Consider the following 15,313-nt stretch of genomic DNA (forward strand, 5'->3'; position numbering starts at 1 on the left):
GTCAGTTATGAAGGTCAGCGCGCCTGATCCAGCGTTCGCTTGCATTCCAGCAACTCAAAGAGGGTTGCCTGCAAGCGGCGGATATCCTCCTTCGTCACGGACGAATGGGATCCCGCACCTTGAGCCGGTTTCTCACCGCGCAGGCGACCAAGAATACTGAAATGCCCATGACCCTGGGCTGGTGACGGTTCCGGTGCATTGTCCGCCAGAACGCCGCTTGGCAACGGGCCGTTATGGATTTCATGCTGGCCATTTTGGGAAATCATCGCAGGGGCAGGCGCAGGTTCCGTCTGTGCCGGTTCTGCAGTGGCAACGGCCTGCAGGGCCGACATGTCTTCATGCCGGATCTGCATGACGAAGCGTGGCCCCTGCTCTTTCAGGATCCGCTGTACACCCTTGATCGTGTAGCCTTCACCGTAGAGCAGATGACGGATGCCCTTCAGAAGCTCGACATCGTCCGGCCGGTAGTACCGGCGACCTCCCCCACGCTTCAGCGGCTTGATCTGCGAGAAGCGTGTTTCCCAGAACCGCAGCACGTGCTGCGGCAGGTCAAGATCTTCTGCGACTTCGCTGATAGTACGAAAGGCGTCGGGGCTTTTTTCCTGCGAGCTCATCCGGTCTTATAATTTTCTGGCTATTTGCTGGCCTGTCCTGTCAGCGCATCATTGATCCGCTGTTTCAATACGTTAGACGGTTTGAACACCATCACCCGGCGCGGTGAAATAGGTACTTCCTCGCCGGTCTTCGGATTGCGGCCGATGCGCTCCCCCTTGGAGCGGACCACAAAAGACCCGAAGCTTGATAATTTTACTGATTCTCCGGTCACAAGACAGTCGGAAATTTCAGAAAGTACGCGTTCGACCAATTCAGAAGACTCGGTCCGGGACAGACCAACTTTCTGATAAACGGCCTCACACAGATCAGCGCGGGTAATAGTCCGATTGCCCATAACCCCTCCTCAACGACGCCATCATCTGGCTGATTTTGCACAAGAACTCCGATGCAAGGCCATACGGTACGGCCTTGCGGCGAGCCGGTCAACCGGAACTCTTGGTGGAAATCAGATTTGTCGTAGGAAGTTAGACAGGACTTACCAGCGCAGCAGAACGGAGCCCCAGGTGAATCCGCCGCCCATTGCTTCCAGCATCACGAGATCGTTCTTTTTGACACGTCCGTCCCTGACGGCCGTGTCCAGCGCAAGCGGAATGGACGCTGCAGAGGTGTTGCCGTGATGCTGGACCGTGGTCACGACCTTCTCTGGCGCGATACCGAGTTTCTTGGCGCTGGCATCGATGATGCGCTTGTTGGCCTGATGCGGAATGAACCAGTCGAGATCTTCCGATGTGGTGCCCGTTGCCTTGTAGGCATCTTCAATCACGTCGGTGATCATGCCGACCGCATGCTTGTAGACTTCACGGCCTTCCATCCGGAGATGCCCAACGGTCCCGGTCGAGGACGGTCCACCGTCGACGAAGAGCTTTTCCTTGTGTCGGCCGTCGGAGCGAAGGTGCGATGTGAGAACACCTCGGTCAGCCGTCGTGCCTTCGCCTTCCGATGCTTCCACCACGACAGCACCAGCGCCGTCGCCGAAGAGAACGCAGGTCGTCCGGTCGGTCCAGTCCAGAATGCGTGAGAACGTCTCTGCACCGATAACCAGGCAGCGCTTCGACAAGCCGGCCCGAATATAGGCATCGGCCGTCGTCAGGGCATAGACAAAGCCCGAGCATACGGCGTGCACATCGAATGCGGCACCGTGATAGATGCCCAGGTTGGCCTGGACGGTGACAGCCGTTGCCGGAAAGGTATTGTCAGGTGTGGCGGTCGCCAGAATGATGGTGTCGATCTCCTGAGCATCCCGGCCGGCGCTTTCCAGCGCGCGCTTGGCAGCTTCCAGAGCAAGGTCCGAGGTCATCTGGCCTTCGGCTGCAACATGGCGCTGCTGGATGCCGGTGCGCTGAACGATCCATTCGTCAGACGTGTCGACCATCTTGGAGAGATCGTCGTTGGTCAGGATTTTTTCCGGCAGGAAACTTCCGCAGCCGGTTACGGTCGAACGGATTACGCTCACAAATCACCTTCCGATGTCGGCGCGGCTTCTGCGAAGCGGCCACGATGATAATGCACAAGATCCTGGGCGATCTTGTGTGTCAGTTCGTTTTTGACCATGTCGTAGGCAAGGTCGATCGCCGAGGCATAGCCTTCAGCATCCGTCCCGCCGTGACTTTTGATCACAATGCCATTCAGTCCCAGGAACACGCCGCCGTTGACCTTGCGCGGATCCATTTTCTCGCGCAGCAGATCAAAGGCGCCCTTGGCGAAGAGATAGCCGATTTTGGACATAAAGGTCCGATTCATGGCCGAACGCAAGTAACTGCCGATCTGCTTGGCTGTGCCTTCCGCGGTTTTGAGCGCGATGTTACCGGCAAAGCCTTCGGTCACGACGACATCGACCGTGCCTTTTCCAAGGTCGTCACCCTCGACGAAACCGGCGTAATGCAGCGAGCGCAGCGGCGTTTCGCGCAGAAGCCGGCCGGCGGTGCGAACCTCTTCCAGTCCCTTGACTTCTTCCACGCCGATGTTCAGCAGGCCGACGCTCGGCTTCTGGACACCGAACAGGGCCCGCGCCATGGCGCCACCGAGAATGGCGAAATCGATAAGCTGCTGTGCGTCGGCGCCAATCGTTGCACCGACATCAAGCACCACGGACTCGCCGCGCATGGTCGGCCAGATGGCCGCGATCGCTGGACGTTCGATATTGGCCATTGTCCGCAGGCAGAACTTGGACATGGCCATGAGCGCGCCCGTGTTGCCGGCAGAGACCGCAACGGATGCATCGCCGGTCTTTACCGCCTCGATGGACCGCCACATGGACGAGCGCCAGCGACCCTGACGCAGGGCCTGACTGGGCTTGGTGTCCATCGCAATGGAGACATCGCAATGATGGAACGTCGAAGCATCGCGAACCCTTGGATACTTTTCCAGGAGCGGCAGCACGACCTTTTCATTGCCGAACAGCAGGAAACGGATGTCAGGATGGCGGACAAGCGCAATTTCCGCCCCGGGAATGACGACGTCAGCCCCATGATCGCCGCCCATGGCATCCAGAGAAATCGGAATAGTTTTCGCCATCTAGAAGGTCTTTTGACGTTTCGCTACCAAGAACAGCACCGAGTGGTGCTTCCAGACAAAGTCCTGCAGGTCCGGCAAGGGCCTAGAACGGGCGCGAACATAACGGTTTTGGCAAGACTGACAACCGTTTTCCTGATCGCGGAGAGTTCTGACGTTGAAAACCTGCATGAAGACCCAGTCCAAATCGTTCCGGCACCTGTGAATACAATGGATATCAGTTATCCGGCAGTCCCTTGAGTGCCTTCAAGGCGGCGAAGGGGGACGGTTTGGCCTCGGGCTCTTCATCGACGCTGTCGTCGTCGGCATCGCCACCCTCGAACTCCACTCCCGGCTTGCGGGGGAACGGGTCGAGCGTAAGTGCAAGTTCCTCGCAGATCACGGCACCAAGGTCGAGAACACCGTCCAGAATGACATCGGGCGGGTCGAGCGTTTCCAGGTCGATTTCAATCTCGCCGTCCTCATTGAGATCGCTGACCTTGCGCGGCCGGCTGGACTGGGGTTCGAAGGTGCGATCGACATCGATCTTCAGCTGGCTTTCGAAAGGTTCCAGCGACACCACACAGGTCTGTTCCAGCGTTGCCGTCAGCGGGCCGACGACACGCAGTCCCGCCTTGCGATACGGTTTCAGAAGAAAATCCGCCTTGAGGTCACGAATACCATCGAGCTCATAGGTCTTGGCTATGGCCTTGAGCGCGGCTTCGTCCGGACTGACAGTGACGCGTTCGTCCTTGTCGACAACGCGGGCGGCGTTGACCTTGTACGAATAGGGGAAAGTTTCTTTTGTCATTTTTGTTTTTACCTTGGCACCTTTGTCGCGGCCTCTTGCACCGCCGGCTTGGCTCTCAGACCGGCAATGCCTTGAATTTTTCAGGGTCGGACCAGACGATGCTCCCGTTCATCAGTGCTTCCACCGTCTGCCCCTCGAGGCTTTCGGCAGCTTCCAGCATATAGTACGCCAAACGCTTCTGTGCGACCGGCTCCGGTGCATCCGGATAGATGTTGCGGCCGAGCGCCTCTGCCAGCTCCTCAACGTTTTTTGATTCAATCGCCGGAATATAGGCATCGGCACGACCATAAAAGGCTTCGCCCATGACTTTCACCTTCTTGGGCACGCGCGTGTCGCTGACACCCATTTCACGCAGCGATGCATCCATGTCCAGAAAGAACAGGTCAAAGACGTTCTGCGTAAACTCCGAGACCGACTTCCCCTCCCCGCGCATCCGGCGGAAATACAGCACTGCATGGGCCACGATCATGTCAAAACGGCCGTCGACACTATCGGGCACGTGAAAGTCGGTGTAAAAGACTGGCTGCCGTGCTTGAGCCACGATTTCACAATAGACCTTGTGCTCGGCATCGCGGGTCCGACGGCGGAACAGGCCAAACAGCATGGCATCTCCTTTTAAGTCAGGTGTTGCCTTGTGCCCTATCCCACGATAGTGACTTTGCCAAGCAACGAAATTCAAGAGCAGCCAGACCGGTCTGGCGAAACGGGAATTCTTAGATGAACTTCAAGGCAAGCGCCCTGATCCTTCCGCTTCTGGTCACCTTACCGCTCGGCGGCTGTTTTACCTCCACCTATACGCACGGGCACGTGATCACCAGCGACATGCTGAACCAGGTTCAGGTCGGCTCCAGCCGCGAACAGGTTGAGCTGGTCCTGGGAACCCCGTCGACTACGTCCAGCCTCAACGGCGATGCCTACTATTACATTTCGCAGAAAACCGCCACGACCGCCTTCATGGCTCCGGATATCGTCGAGCAGCGCGTCGTAGCGGTTTACTTCGACAAGGACGGCTACGTCCAGGACCTCGGCAACTACTCGCTTGAAGACGGCAAGATCGTCGACATCGTCACCCGCAAGACCCGTACGGGCGGTGCCGACTATGGCTTCCTGACGCAGATCCTGCGCGGTGCGACCAACCCGAGCCTTGGTCTCTGAGGCAAAAGTCTCAACCCTATGCAAAAAGCCCCGGCCATCGGCCGGGGCTTTCTTTTTCCGGGGCGTCAGTGCGCCAGGATCGCCAACAGCAGCAAGGCCACGATGTTGGTGATCTTGATCATCGGGTTCACAGCCGGACCGGCGGTATCCTTGTAGGGATCCCCAACCGTATCGCCTGTCACCGAGGCCTTGTGCGCCTCGCTGCCTTTCTGGTGGGTCACACCGTCCTTGTCGGTGAAGCCGTCCTCGAAGGACTTCTTGGCGTTATCCCAGGCACCGCCACCGGCGGTCATGGAAATGGCCACGAAGAGCCCTGTCACGATCACACCCAGCAGCATTGCTCCAAGCGCCGCGAAGGCGTCGGCCGGAGTTGCCACGGCCTTGACCAGGAAGAACACCACGATGGGCGACAGCACCGGCAGCAGCGAGGGGATGATCATCTCCCGGATCGCCGCCTTTGTGAGCATGTCCACCGCACGGCCGTAATCCGGCCGTTCCGTGCCCTGCATGATACCCGGCTTTTCCTTGAACTGGCGGCGGACTTCCTCCACCACCGCTCCGGCAGCCCTGCCGACGGCGGTCATTGAAATGCCGCCGAAGAGATAGGGCAACAGACCGCCGAACAGGAGACCTGCAACCACATAGGGATTGGACAATGTGAACAGGGTGCCGACGTCGATGCCATAGAAGATCGACCCTTCCGCAGCATTGCTGGAGAAGAACTTCAGGTCTTCCGTATAGGCCGCAAAGAGCACCAGCGCACCAAGCCCTGCGGACCCGATGGCATAGCCCTTGGTGACCGCCTTGGTGGTGTTCCCGACCGCATCGAGGGCGTCCGTCGTGGTACGCACTTCCGCCGGAAGATCCGCCATTTCGGCAATCCCCCCGGCGTTATCGGTCACCGGACCAAAGGCGTCGAGCGCTACCACCATACCTGCGAGCGCCAGCATGGTCGTTACCGCAATCGCAATCCCGAAGAGGCCCGCGAAAGCGTAGGTGACCAGAATGCCCGCGATGATGATCAGCGCCGGCAGGGCCGTTGCTTCCAGTGACACGGCCAGACCCTGGATCACGTTGGTGCCATGACCGGTCACCGATGCCTGGGCGATGGATCGCACCGGACGATACTCCGTGCCGGTGTAATATTCGGTCACCCAGATGATCAGCCCGGTCACCACGAGACCTACGAGACCACAGACGAACAGATCGAACCCGGTAAAGGTCGTGCCGCCCGATGTCGTGAACTCGGTGCCGGCACCGATCCAGCCGAAGATGATGATCGCGAGGGCTACCGCGGACAGAACCGCCGTGGCAATGAAGCCCTTGTAGAGCGCCCCCATGATCGAGTTGTTGCTGCCGAGCTTGACGAAGAACGTGCCGATGATGGACGTCACCACGCAGCTAGCTCCGATCAGCAACGGCAGGTGCATCAGGTCGATGGCCTGGCTGCTCGTGAAGAAGATCGAGGCCAGAACCATCGTGGCGACGACCGTCACCGCGTAGGTTTCGAACAAATCGGCCGCCATGCCCGCACAGTCGCCGACATTGTCGCCGACGTTGTCGGCGATAGTCGCCGGGTTGCGTGGATCATCCTCCGGAATTCCGGCTTCAACCTTGCCGACCAGGTCACCGCCTACGTCAGCCCCCTTGGTGAAGATACCGCCGCCGAGACGGGCGAAGATCGATATGAGGGAGGCACCGAAGCCGAGCGCGACCAGCGCGTCGATCACTGTACGGTCCGTCGGGTCGTACCCCATCATTCCGGTGAGGATGGCAAAATAGACTGCCACGCCAAGCAACGCGAGCCCGGCAACCAAAAGGCCGGTGACGGCACCGGCCTTGAACGCGATTTCCAGCCCTGCCCCGAGGCTTTGGCTGGCCGCCTGGGCGGTGCGCACATTGGCCCGGACGGAAACCATCATGCCGATGTAACCGGCAGCTCCCGAGAGGACGGCGCCGATGGCAAATCCGATTGCCGCGGTGCCGGAAAGCAATAGCCAGGCGAGCACGAAAACAACGGCCCCCACAATGGCAATAGTCGTATATTGACGATTGAGATAAGCGCTAGCCCCTTCCTGGATCGCCTCGGCGATCTCCTGCATGCGCGCGTTCCCTGCATCCGCTGCCATAACGGACTGGATGGCCCACGCCCCATAGGCAATGGACAAGAGGCCACAAATGATGACGACAAGCTCGATCATACTTCCTCCCAAAGCTGCGGCGGACTGATTTTCTTGTCGTTTTTTGCCGCCTGACGGCCCTTCACATCAATTCCTCGACGTGAGGGAGGGTAACGATAGCAGCAAAGCGGCGCGCCTCGTCAAGCTCTCACATTGTTTAATTCAAAACTTCCGTTACGGTATTGTTTGATGCAGCGCAGTAATTATGCTGCGCTGACGAAATGGAATTTCGAAGGTACTTTAAGCGGTTGTATCCGCTCTTCTTTCCGCAACTGCAAGCCAGATAAGCAAGCCGATGCAGAGCACCACAAACGGAAACACCAGAAGGGTGACCGTGTTCCAGCCATAGACATTCAGCAAAGCACCGGACGAGAACGAAGCGGCGGCAACAAAGCCGAACACCAGGAAATCGTTGACCGCCTGCACCAGGTTCCGCTCTTCGGGCCGGTAGGTATCCGTCAGCATGGCGGTGGCTCCGATGAAGCCGAAGTTCCAGCCAAGGCCGAGCAGGATCAGCGCAATCCAGAAGTTGGCAAGGTCGACCCCCATCAACGCGACCACGGAACATCCGGCCAGCAGCAGCAGGCCAATCGAGACGATCCGCTCCTTGCCGAAGCGACCGATGAGATTACCCGTGAAGAAACTCGGACCGAACATGGCAAGCACATGCCACTGAATGCCAAGCGTGGCGTCATTCTGCGACAGGCCGCAGCCGATCATGGCCAGCGGCGTGGCCGTCATCACCATGCTCATGAGCGCATAGGAACAGATACCGCAGGCTGCCGCGACGATGAAACGGCGTTGCGACATGATCTGGCGCAGTGGACGTCCACCCGCCTGAGTATGGCTGTGCCGCTGCGGCTTTGGAATTCGGAGAAAAGCCACGAGGAAAAAGGCAATCAGGGACAAGCCAGCCTGCGCCAGATAGGTTCCGGCGAACAGGATTGGCGAGAACAGGTCCTTGGTGGCGATAACCGTTTGCGGACCAACCACCCCTGCCAGAACACCACCGGCAAGCACCCATGAGATGGCCTTCGGCTTGAAGGCGTCACTTGCCGTGTCCGCTGCCGCAAAGCGGTATTGCTGCACGAATGCGCCTGCAAAACCGCTGATGCAGCACCCGAGGGCAAACATCAGAAACTCGTCCTGAAAAACCGCGAATGCCGCCAGCAGCCCGGCGATGGCCCCAAGCAAAGCTGCCCCCATGAAACCGGTCCTGCGGCCGTATCGGCGCATGATCATGCCGGCGGGAATGGTCCCGAAAGCTGTTCCCAGGACCATCGCCGACACGGGCAAGGTCGCCAGAGACTTGTCCGTATCCAGCATCGAATACCCGACCAGCGGCGCCGTTGCGATCACGATCGACGCCGAAGCCCCACCAATTGCCTGCGCCAGAGCCAATAGCAGCGCGTTTCGTTTTGCCAGACTGTCGTCGACAAAGCTATCGGGGGTCGTCACGGTCATTTGGATACTTTCAGGAAGGCAGAAGTTTGCATGGCACATAACACGCCAACAGCCGACCGCGAAAGACCAGAAGTTTCATTTGCAACTGGAGACCAGCCGAGAGCTGTAACGTGCGGCACGTCGCGGCCAAGCGGCACGAAAGCGCAACACCATAGGAAGCAGGCATTCGGGCGATGGATCCGGCCTGGTAAAATTCCGGCACCTACCCTTTGCAATAGCTAAAAGTGACTGAAGCCCGCAAAGCGACCGTAGTCGACAGGTTGCCCGGCTTCCTCAAGCCGAATTCGGCCCTCACCTGCCCGGGCATGACCGATTTGCGTGACGGCACAGCCGGCAAGATGAGCAACCCGGCAGAAGGTACCAGAAACGTCTTCCGGCACCGCCATCAGGATTTCGTAATCGTCGCCACCGTTCAGGCACCGGGCAAAGTCCTCTGGTGACTTGATCTTGAGATGGGCGAGCGCCTGTGAAAGCGGCACCTGATCCAGGTCAATCGTGAGGTCCAACGCCGAAGCGCTGGCCATATGCGCGCAGTCGGCAAACAGGCCATCTGACACGTCCATGGCAGCCGAAGCATAATCGGTCACTGCCCCGGCAAGCCTCGTGCGCGGCCTCGGCAGCAGGTAACGGCCGAGAATATGGGCTTCTTCGCTCTCTGTCAGATCATGATCGCGGCAGAAGTCGGGATTGAGGCGCGCCTGAAGACCGGCAGCGGCGTCGCCAATGGTTCCGGTAACAAACAGAAGATCGCCCGGCCGTGCCCCGGACCGCCGAACTGCGCTGCCGGTTTCAACCTCGCCTATTGCCGTGATCGACACCTGCAGACCATTGCCGGAACGGACCGTGTCACCGCCCAGAAGATGGAAATCATAGGCCGCCTGGTCAGCCGCCAGGCCGTTGCAGAACCGCTCAAGCCAGTCGACTGTCCAGTCGGACGGCAACGAAAGCCCCATCAGATAGCCGCGCGGACGTGCGCCCTTCGCCGCAAGGTCCGAGAGGTTGACCCTCAGTGCCTTGGCGGCAATCGCTTCCGGTGCATCTTCAGCAAAGAAATGAATATCGGCCGCCAGCACGTCCTTGGTCAGAACGAGATCATGGCCTTCCCGCGGTGTCAGCACCGCAGCATCGTCGGTCAGACCGAGACTGCCCGGGTCTTTTGCCAAAGGGGCAAAGAAACGCCGGATCAGCTCGAATTCGCCTGGCCGGTCAGCGCCCATGATCAGGAGGCGCCGTCCGTTTTCTTTTCCTCGAGTTCGCCGCTGCGCAGTTCATGCGCAAGACGGTCGAGCACGCCGTTGACAAGGCCGGGCTCATCATCATCGAAGAAGGCCTTGGTAACGTCGATATACTCGGAAATGATCACCTTGGCCGGAACATCCTTGCGGCGCAGCAGCTCGTAGGAGCCCGAGCGGAGGATGGCCCGCAGCAGGCTGTCGATACGCTTCAGGGGCCAGTCTTCGGCCAACGCAGTGTGAATGTAGGGATCCAGAAACTTCTGGTCCTCCACAACGCCGGCAAGGATCTGCTTGAACCATTGTTCGTCGGCTTCGCGATACTGCGCACCGTCGATTTCCTTGCCGAGTCGAAAGGCAGTGAATTCGCTGACGACACTGGTCAGCGGCGCACCGCCTACGTCCATCTGATAAAGAGCCTGAACAGCGGCAAGGCGAGCCACGCCGCGTTTGTTTGCAGGGCGCACAGTTTTTCCAGCCGGTTTTTCCGGGTCGGCCTTTCCGGTCATTCTTCTTATACTCCAAGCCGCTCGCGCAGGGCGATCATGTCGAGGGCAGCACGGGCAGCCGCGCCGCCTTTGTCCTTGTCGTCCACCTTCGCGCGGGCCCATGCCTGCTCACCGTTTTCAACGGTCAGGATACCATTTCCGACAGCCAGATCCGCATCGACGATCAAATCCATGATCACCCGGTTCGATTCATTGGCAACAATATCGTAATGGGTGGTCTCGCCGCGAATGACGACACCCAGCAGAACGAAGCCGTCGTAAAGCTCGCCGTCATTTTCCATTGCCGTCAGAGCCATGGACAGGGCAGCCGGAATTTCCAGGACGCCCGGAACTGCGATCCGGTCATAGCTTGCGCCGGCAGCCTCAATGGTCTTGATCGCGCCTTCTGCGAGAGCATCGGCCAGATCCTCGTAGAAACGGGCTTCGATGATCAGAAGTTTCGGTGCAGCGCTCATGGGTTTTCGTTCCTATGTAAGGCCGCGACAGGAACCACGTCTGCCCCGGTTTGTCCAGTCTCATTCGTAAAGGACCACGATATCCCGGTGACGAGTTCGTCCCGTGGTTAAGGCGGTAAATGATATTAGCTCTTTTCGAAGGTGTTGGGACCGTCCCCTACCCGGTCTTGGAAAATTCCGCAAGACGGGCGGCGTAGCGGGCCATCATATCCACTTCCAGGTTGATCTTGTCACCGACCTGCCGATCGGACCAGGTCGTGACTTCGAGCGTATGCGGGATCAGGAAGACGGAGAAGAGCAAGCCGTCGACCTCGTTCACCGTGAGGGACGTACCGTCGAGTGCGACCGAGCCCTTCTTGGCGATGAAAGGGGCGGCTTCTTCTGGTGCCTCGAACTGGAAATAGACCGAATCCGGATGGTCTTCACGCTTTGTCACCGTTGCAAGTCCATCGACATGGCCAAGAACCAGGTGCCCGCCCAGTTCCGCACCCATCGTCAGCGAGCGTTCCAGATTGAGTTTCTGCCCCACTTTCCAGGATGCGACGTTGGTCAGAGCCAGGGTTTCGGCGGCCGATTCCACTTCAAACCAGTTGCCATTGGATCCGTTGTCCTTGGCTGTCACCGTGTGGCAGACGCCAGAACAGGAAATCGAAGCCCCGATGTCAAAGTCATTCGTATCGTAGGCGGTGCGGATCCGCGTCCGCATTCCGGCAGGGATCTTGTCGATAGCGAGGATCTCGCCGAGGTCGGTCACAATTCCGGTGAACATGTCAGGCTCCGCGCCGTCTGAGATAAACAAAACTGTCCGGACCGAAACGGCCCGCATCGACCCGCTCGAATTTGGGGTCTTTGAGAACATCTGCAAGGTCAAGACCGTGCAGAGCAGGTATGCCGCCTTCGCCGATTACGATATCCCCGGTAACGACACAAAGATCATCCACCAGGTCCGCCGCCAGGAAAGACGACGCCAGACGGGAACCACCTTCAACCATCACCCGCGTTATGCCGCGTGTTGCCAGCGCACTCAGGATGACAGAGGGCTTGATGCCGGTTTCTTCAGCGGGCACCCGGATGACATTGACGCCAGCAGCCGCCAGGTCCGCCAGCTTGTCAGCATCCGCCGCATTGCCACACACAAGCCAGACAGGCACGTCGACGCAGGTTTGCACCAGTTTGGAAGTCAATGGCAGCCGGGCACACCGGTCGATGATGACCCGCACAGGAGAGCGATCAGCGAGGCCCGGAAGTCTGCAGGTCAGTTGCGGGTCATCGGCAAGCGCTGTGCCTGAACCGACCAGGATGGCGTCGCATTCGGCGCGAAACCCATGGACCTTGCGCATCGACAAGGCACCGGAGATCTTGACCTGACCTTCGCCTGCCCGGCCGATAAATCCATCCCTGGAAACAGCCAGCTTCAGGAAAACCACTGGACGCTGTTTCAGTTGCCTGTAGGTGAACCCTCGGTACAGCGCATGCATGGCCTTTTCGCGCACACCCACTTCCACCTCGATGCCCGCATCGCGCAGCATGGCGACACCACGGCCAGCGACACGCGGGTTCGGGTCCAGCATACCGACGACCACGCGTTTCACGCCTGCCTCGATCAGAGCCTTGGCGCAAGGCGGGGTTCGGCCGTAGTGAGAACATGGCTCCAGGGTGACGTAACAGGTCGCCCCTTTCGCCCTGTCCCCCGCCTGGTTCAAGGCGTTGACTTCCGCATGCGCCATGCCGGGACGGGACGTGACGCCTCTGCCCACGAGAACAGCGACACCTGCGTCGAAACGAACGATGAGCGCAGCCACGGAAGGATTGGGCCACACACGGCCGAGACCACGACGGGCAAGGCGTTCGGCGGCCGCCATGAAACGGGCATCAAGATTGGAAAGCTCGGACATCAAGAACCGGATACTGCAGGTCAGGAGTTTTTGAGCGGCTGTCCGTCCGGATCGCTCAGCTCATCCAGAAGGGCTTCGAAATCCTTCGCCTCACGGAAGTTCTTGTAAACGGAGGCAAAGCGGACATAGGCAACGTCATCGATGCCCTTCAGGCCTTCCATGACGTGGTTGCCGATGGTTTCCGCGGTGATTTCGGTTTCGCCTGAACTTTCGAGCTGGCGAACGATGCCGGAGACCATGCGTTCGATCTTGTCAGGATCCACGGGCCGCTTGCGCACCGCGATCTGCACGGACCGCATCAGTTTTTCCCTGTCGAAGGGAACGCGGCGACCGGAGCGTTTAAGCACCAGGAGTTCGCGCAGCTGCACGCGCTCGAAGGTGGTGAACCTGCCGCCGCAGGTATTGCAGATCCTGCGGCGGCGGATGGCTGTATTGTCCTCGGTCGGGCGGGAATCCTTGACCTGGGTTTCCTCACCCCCGCAAAACGGACATCTCATGTCTTAAAGCTCCTGAGCGAGCCCGCGATTAGCCCCCGTAGATCGGGAACCGGGCCGTCAGTGCTTCTACCTTGGCTTTGACCGCCGCTTCAACTGCCGCGTTGCCCTCTTCACTGTTTGCGGCCTTCAAACCGTCCAACACTTCCGTGATCAGCAGACCGACTTCGCGGAATTCCGCAACACCGAAGCCGCGTGTGGTCGCTGCCGGGGTGCCGAGACGAACGCCAGACGTGACAAACGGCTTTTCCGGGTCGAACGGGATACCGTTCTTGTTGCAGGTGATGTTGGCGCGGCCGAGAGATTTTTCAGCCACCTTGCCGGTGGCGTTCTTCGGACGCAGGTCCACCAGCATCAGGTGGTTGTCGGTGCCGCCGGAAACGATATCCAGACCCTGTTCCTTCAGGACTTCAGCCAGAACCTTGGCATTTTCCTGAACGGCGCGGGCATAAGCCTTGAATTCCGGCTGCAGTGCTTCCTTGAAGGCAACGGCCTTGGCAGCAATCACATGCATCAGCGGGCCACCCTGAAGACCCGGGAAGACGGCCGAATTGATCTTCTTGGCGATCGCTTCGTCGTTGCTCAGGATCATGCCGCCGCGCGGACCGCGCAGGGACTTGTGGGTGGTGGTGGTGACGACGTGGGCGTGCGGAACCGGCGACGGGTGGACACCACCTGCAACCAGACCGGCGATATGCGCCATGTCGACCATGAGATAGGCACCAATGCTGTCGGCGATTTCGCGGAACCGCTTCCAGTCCCAGATACGGGAATAGGCGGTGCCGCCGGCCAGGATCAGCTTGGGCTTGTGTTCGTTGGCAAGGCGCTCGACCTCATCCATGTCGAGAAGATGGTCGTCCTCACGCACGCCATAGGAGACGACGTTGAACCACTTGCCGGACATGTTGACCGGGGAACCGTGGGTCAGGTGACCACCGGAGTTGAGATCCAGGCCCATGAAGGTGTCGCCAGGCTGCAGAAGAGCCAGGAACACCGCCTGGTTCATCTGGCTGCCGGAGTTCGGCTGAACGTTGGCAAACTGGCAGCCGAACAGTTCCTTCGCGCGCTCGATTGCCAGCGTTTCGGCAATGTCGGCGAACTCACAACCGCCATAGTAGCGCTTGCCCGGATAACCTTCGGCATATTTGTTGGTGAAGATCGAGCCCTGTGCTTCCAGCACTGCGCGGGAAACGATGTTTTCCGAAGCAATCAGCTCGATTTCATGCTGCTGACGGCCGAGTTCCTTGCCGATCGTGTCGAAGATATCCGGATCGGCTTCAGCAAGGCTGCGGGTGAAGAAACCGGACTGCAGGGACTGATCGGAGCTTTCCATCAAAGACATAGCGCCATCCTTGTGTTCTTTTGATAGATCAGGAGCATCGGCGGCCAATGTCCGGAAGGACGCTTTCGACCGTCATGCCTGTGTGAGGCGAGGAATTAACACACACCCCGACCAGAACCAAGGGGCATACCGACGCGTCCAGTTTGGAAAACGACACAGCTGCCAAATCTTGAACGAAACAAGTTTTCGCAACCTCGACCCAAATCTAAACTGACAACCCAACAAGTTACACTTGCAACAGATCCGACCTTCAGCACCGATCATTTGACCAGCACCAAAACAATACCCGGGCACAATTCAAATCTGCTCTCGCAAATCGATCTGGTGCGCCGTTCTTCTCAAAACGATTTAAATTGATAGTTGTTTTATCGAAACCTGATGCGGAAGCAGAGACTTAAGACAAACCATCAATAAAGGGTCGGGTCAGGCCTGTTCTGCGCAGTCAAGGCTTCCTGTTCAAGGCGGCGGCGAAGTTTTCGAACGGCAATCCGCTTCAAATCTTCCTGAGCCGCTGAAGCCGGCCCGAAGACCGACACTTCAAAACCGGTCGCCGCGTCAATGGCAGTGACCTTGACCTGCTGACCGATCGGCCGAAACTCAAGATAAATTTCACCAGGCCGCTCTTCGCGACTCATTGCCGTTCTCCTGATCCAGCACCCCGTTGTCGAACA

The 15,313-nt window shown here is 58.9% G+C and carries 17 protein-coding genes; 1 reads left to right on the top strand and 16 read right to left on the bottom strand.

The genetic code is table 11. The annotated features are described in order from the left end of the window. Nucleotides 1–14 precede the first annotated feature (14 nt). The 6 genes from FIU93_RS24285 to FIU93_RS24310 form a co-directional block, all read right to left on the bottom strand. Nucleotides 15–614, bottom strand: coding sequence for a MerR family transcriptional regulator (locus tag FIU93_RS24285; protein ID WP_152507016.1), 600 nt, complete (start codon nt 612–614; stop codon nt 15–17). A gap of 20 nt (nt 615–634) precedes the next feature. Continuing rightward, nucleotides 635–949, bottom strand: coding sequence for an integration host factor subunit alpha (locus FIU93_RS24290; RefSeq protein WP_023003819.1), 315 nt, complete (start codon nt 947–949; stop codon nt 635–637). A 141-nt stretch (nt 950–1,090) separates the two neighbouring features. Continuing rightward, nucleotides 1,091–2,068, bottom strand: coding sequence for a beta-ketoacyl-ACP synthase III (locus FIU93_RS24295; RefSeq protein WP_152507017.1), 978 nt, complete (start codon nt 2,066–2,068; stop codon nt 1,091–1,093). Next, nucleotides 2,065–3,129, bottom strand: coding sequence for a phosphate acyltransferase PlsX (plsX, locus tag FIU93_RS24300; RefSeq protein ID WP_023003817.1), 1,065 nt, complete (start codon nt 3,127–3,129; stop codon nt 2,065–2,067). Before plsX ends, FIU93_RS24295 begins: the two co-directional genes overlap by 4 nt. 214 nt (nt 3,130–3,343) lie before the next feature. Then, complete coding sequence (locus FIU93_RS24305) at nt 3,344–3,916, bottom strand: DUF177 domain-containing protein (protein WP_152507018.1); 573 nt, start codon at nt 3,914–3,916, stop codon at nt 3,344–3,346. Between the two features lie 55 nt (nt 3,917–3,971). Then, nucleotides 3,972–4,595 carry a ubiquinol-cytochrome C chaperone family protein gene (locus FIU93_RS24310; protein ID WP_208984134.1) on the bottom strand — a complete coding sequence of 208 codons (624 nt, stop codon included), beginning with the start codon at nt 4,593–4,595 and terminating at the stop codon, nt 3,972–3,974. A 38-nt stretch (nt 4,596–4,633) separates the two neighbouring features. Between FIU93_RS24310 and bamE the strand changes: the two genes are divergently transcribed. Then, nucleotides 4,634–5,071 (top strand): outer membrane protein assembly factor BamE, encoded by a 438-nt coding sequence (gene bamE, locus FIU93_RS24315; RefSeq protein ID WP_006931570.1) that lies wholly within the window; start codon nt 4,634–4,636, stop codon nt 5,069–5,071. 65 nt (nt 5,072–5,136) lie between these two features. On the opposite strand, the gene FIU93_RS24320 is transcribed toward bamE, so the two are convergent. The 10 genes from FIU93_RS24320 to FIU93_RS24365 all read right to left on the bottom strand — a co-directional run bounded on the left by FIU93_RS24320 (nt 5,137) and on the right by FIU93_RS24365 (nt 15,277). Continuing rightward, nucleotides 5,137–7,272, bottom strand: a complete 2,136-nt coding sequence (locus FIU93_RS24320) for a sodium-translocating pyrophosphatase (protein ID WP_023003813.1) — start codon at nt 7,270–7,272, stop codon at nt 5,137–5,139. Between the two features lie 219 nt (nt 7,273–7,491). Continuing rightward, complete coding sequence (locus FIU93_RS24325) at nt 7,492–8,715, bottom strand: MFS transporter (protein ID WP_031270647.1); 1,224 nt, start codon at nt 8,713–8,715, stop codon at nt 7,492–7,494. 218 nt (nt 8,716–8,933) lie between these two features. Continuing rightward, entirely contained in the window at nt 8,934–9,932 is a 999-nt protein-coding gene (gene thiL, locus FIU93_RS24330; RefSeq protein WP_152507019.1) for a thiamine-phosphate kinase, read from the bottom strand. A gap of 2 nt (nt 9,933–9,934) precedes the next feature. After that, the gene (nusB, locus tag FIU93_RS24335) at nt 9,935–10,456 is read right to left on the bottom strand and encodes a transcription antitermination factor NusB (protein WP_023003810.1); all 522 of its coding nucleotides are present in this window, start codon (nt 10,454–10,456) and stop codon (nt 9,935–9,937) included. A gap of 5 nt (nt 10,457–10,461) precedes the next feature. Continuing rightward, nucleotides 10,462–10,911, bottom strand: a complete 450-nt coding sequence (gene ribH, locus FIU93_RS24340; RefSeq protein WP_023003809.1) for a 6,7-dimethyl-8-ribityllumazine synthase — start codon at nt 10,909–10,911, stop codon at nt 10,462–10,464. 157 nt (nt 10,912–11,068) lie between these two features. Continuing rightward, nucleotides 11,069–11,680 carry a riboflavin synthase gene (locus tag FIU93_RS24345; RefSeq protein WP_152507020.1) on the bottom strand — a complete coding sequence of 204 codons (612 nt, stop codon included), beginning with the start codon at nt 11,678–11,680 and terminating at the stop codon, nt 11,069–11,071. Nucleotide 11,681: 1 nt separating this feature from the next. Beyond that, nucleotides 11,682–12,806 carry a bifunctional diaminohydroxyphosphoribosylaminopyrimidine deaminase/5-amino-6-(5-phosphoribosylamino)uracil reductase RibD gene (ribD, locus tag FIU93_RS24350; RefSeq protein WP_152507021.1) on the bottom strand — a complete coding sequence of 375 codons (1,125 nt, stop codon included), beginning with the start codon at nt 12,804–12,806 and terminating at the stop codon, nt 11,682–11,684. 20 nt (nt 12,807–12,826) lie between these two features. Next, complete coding sequence (gene nrdR, locus FIU93_RS24355; protein ID WP_023003806.1) at nt 12,827–13,303, bottom strand: transcriptional regulator NrdR; 477 nt, start codon at nt 13,301–13,303, stop codon at nt 12,827–12,829. A 28-nt stretch (nt 13,304–13,331) separates the two neighbouring features. After that, a complete protein-coding gene (gene glyA / locus FIU93_RS24360; RefSeq protein ID WP_031270645.1) occupies nt 13,332–14,642 on the bottom strand; it encodes a serine hydroxymethyltransferase in 1,311 nt (436 codons plus the stop codon). Nucleotides 14,643–15,049: 407 nt separating this feature from the next. Further along, on the bottom strand, nt 15,050–15,277 hold the full coding sequence (locus FIU93_RS24365; RefSeq protein WP_152507022.1) for a serine hydroxymethyltransferase: 228 nt from the start codon (nt 15,275–15,277) through the stop codon (nt 15,050–15,052). Between the last annotated feature and the right edge of the window lie 36 nt (nt 15,278–15,313).

It is taken from the genome of Labrenzia sp. THAF35, from assembly GCF_009363595.1.
In the GTDB taxonomy this organism is placed as follows: domain Bacteria; phylum Pseudomonadota; class Alphaproteobacteria; order Rhizobiales; family Stappiaceae; genus Roseibium; species Roseibium algicola.

Excerpts from the sequence above, each read along its gene's own strand:
- FIU93_RS24285 (WP_152507016.1), bottom strand. The coding sequence starts at position 614 with ATGAGCTCGCAGGAAAAAAGCCCCGACGCCTTTCGTACTATCAGCGAA.
- FIU93_RS24290 (WP_023003819.1), bottom strand. The coding sequence starts at position 949 with ATGGGCAATCGGACTATTACCCGCGCTGATCTGTGTGAGGCCGTTTAT.
- plsX (WP_023003817.1), bottom strand. The coding sequence starts at position 3,129 with ATGGCGAAAACTATTCCGATTTCTCTGGATGCCATGGGCGGCGATCAT.
- FIU93_RS24305 (WP_152507018.1), bottom strand. The coding sequence starts at position 3,916 with ATGACAAAAGAAACTTTCCCCTATTCGTACAAGGTCAACGCCGCCCGC.
- bamE (WP_006931570.1), top strand. The coding sequence starts at position 4,634 with ATGAACTTCAAGGCAAGCGCCCTGATCCTTCCGCTTCTGGTCACCTTA.
- FIU93_RS24320 (WP_023003813.1), bottom strand. The coding sequence starts at position 7,272 with ATGATCGAGCTTGTCGTCATCATTTGTGGCCTCTTGTCCATTGCCTAT.
- FIU93_RS24325 (WP_031270647.1), bottom strand. The coding sequence starts at position 8,715 with ATGACCGTGACGACCCCCGATAGCTTTGTCGACGACAGTCTGGCAAAA.
- thiL (WP_152507019.1), bottom strand. The coding sequence starts at position 9,932 with ATGGGCGCTGACCGGCCAGGCGAATTCGAGCTGATCCGGCGTTTCTTT.
- nusB (WP_023003810.1), bottom strand. The coding sequence starts at position 10,456 with ATGACCGGAAAGGCCGACCCGGAAAAACCGGCTGGAAAAACTGTGCGC.
- ribH (WP_023003809.1), bottom strand. The coding sequence starts at position 10,911 with ATGAGCGCTGCACCGAAACTTCTGATCATCGAAGCCCGTTTCTACGAG.
- FIU93_RS24345 (WP_152507020.1), bottom strand. The coding sequence starts at position 11,680 with ATGTTCACCGGAATTGTGACCGACCTCGGCGAGATCCTCGCTATCGAC.
- ribD (WP_152507021.1), bottom strand. The coding sequence starts at position 12,806 with ATGTCCGAGCTTTCCAATCTTGATGCCCGTTTCATGGCGGCCGCCGAA.
- nrdR (WP_023003806.1), bottom strand. The coding sequence starts at position 13,303 with ATGAGATGTCCGTTTTGCGGGGGTGAGGAAACCCAGGTCAAGGATTCC.
- glyA (WP_031270645.1), bottom strand. The coding sequence starts at position 14,642 with ATGTCTTTGATGGAAAGCTCCGATCAGTCCCTGCAGTCCGGTTTCTTC.
- FIU93_RS24365 (WP_152507022.1), bottom strand. The coding sequence starts at position 15,277 with ATGAGTCGCGAAGAGCGGCCTGGTGAAATTTATCTTGAGTTTCGGCCG.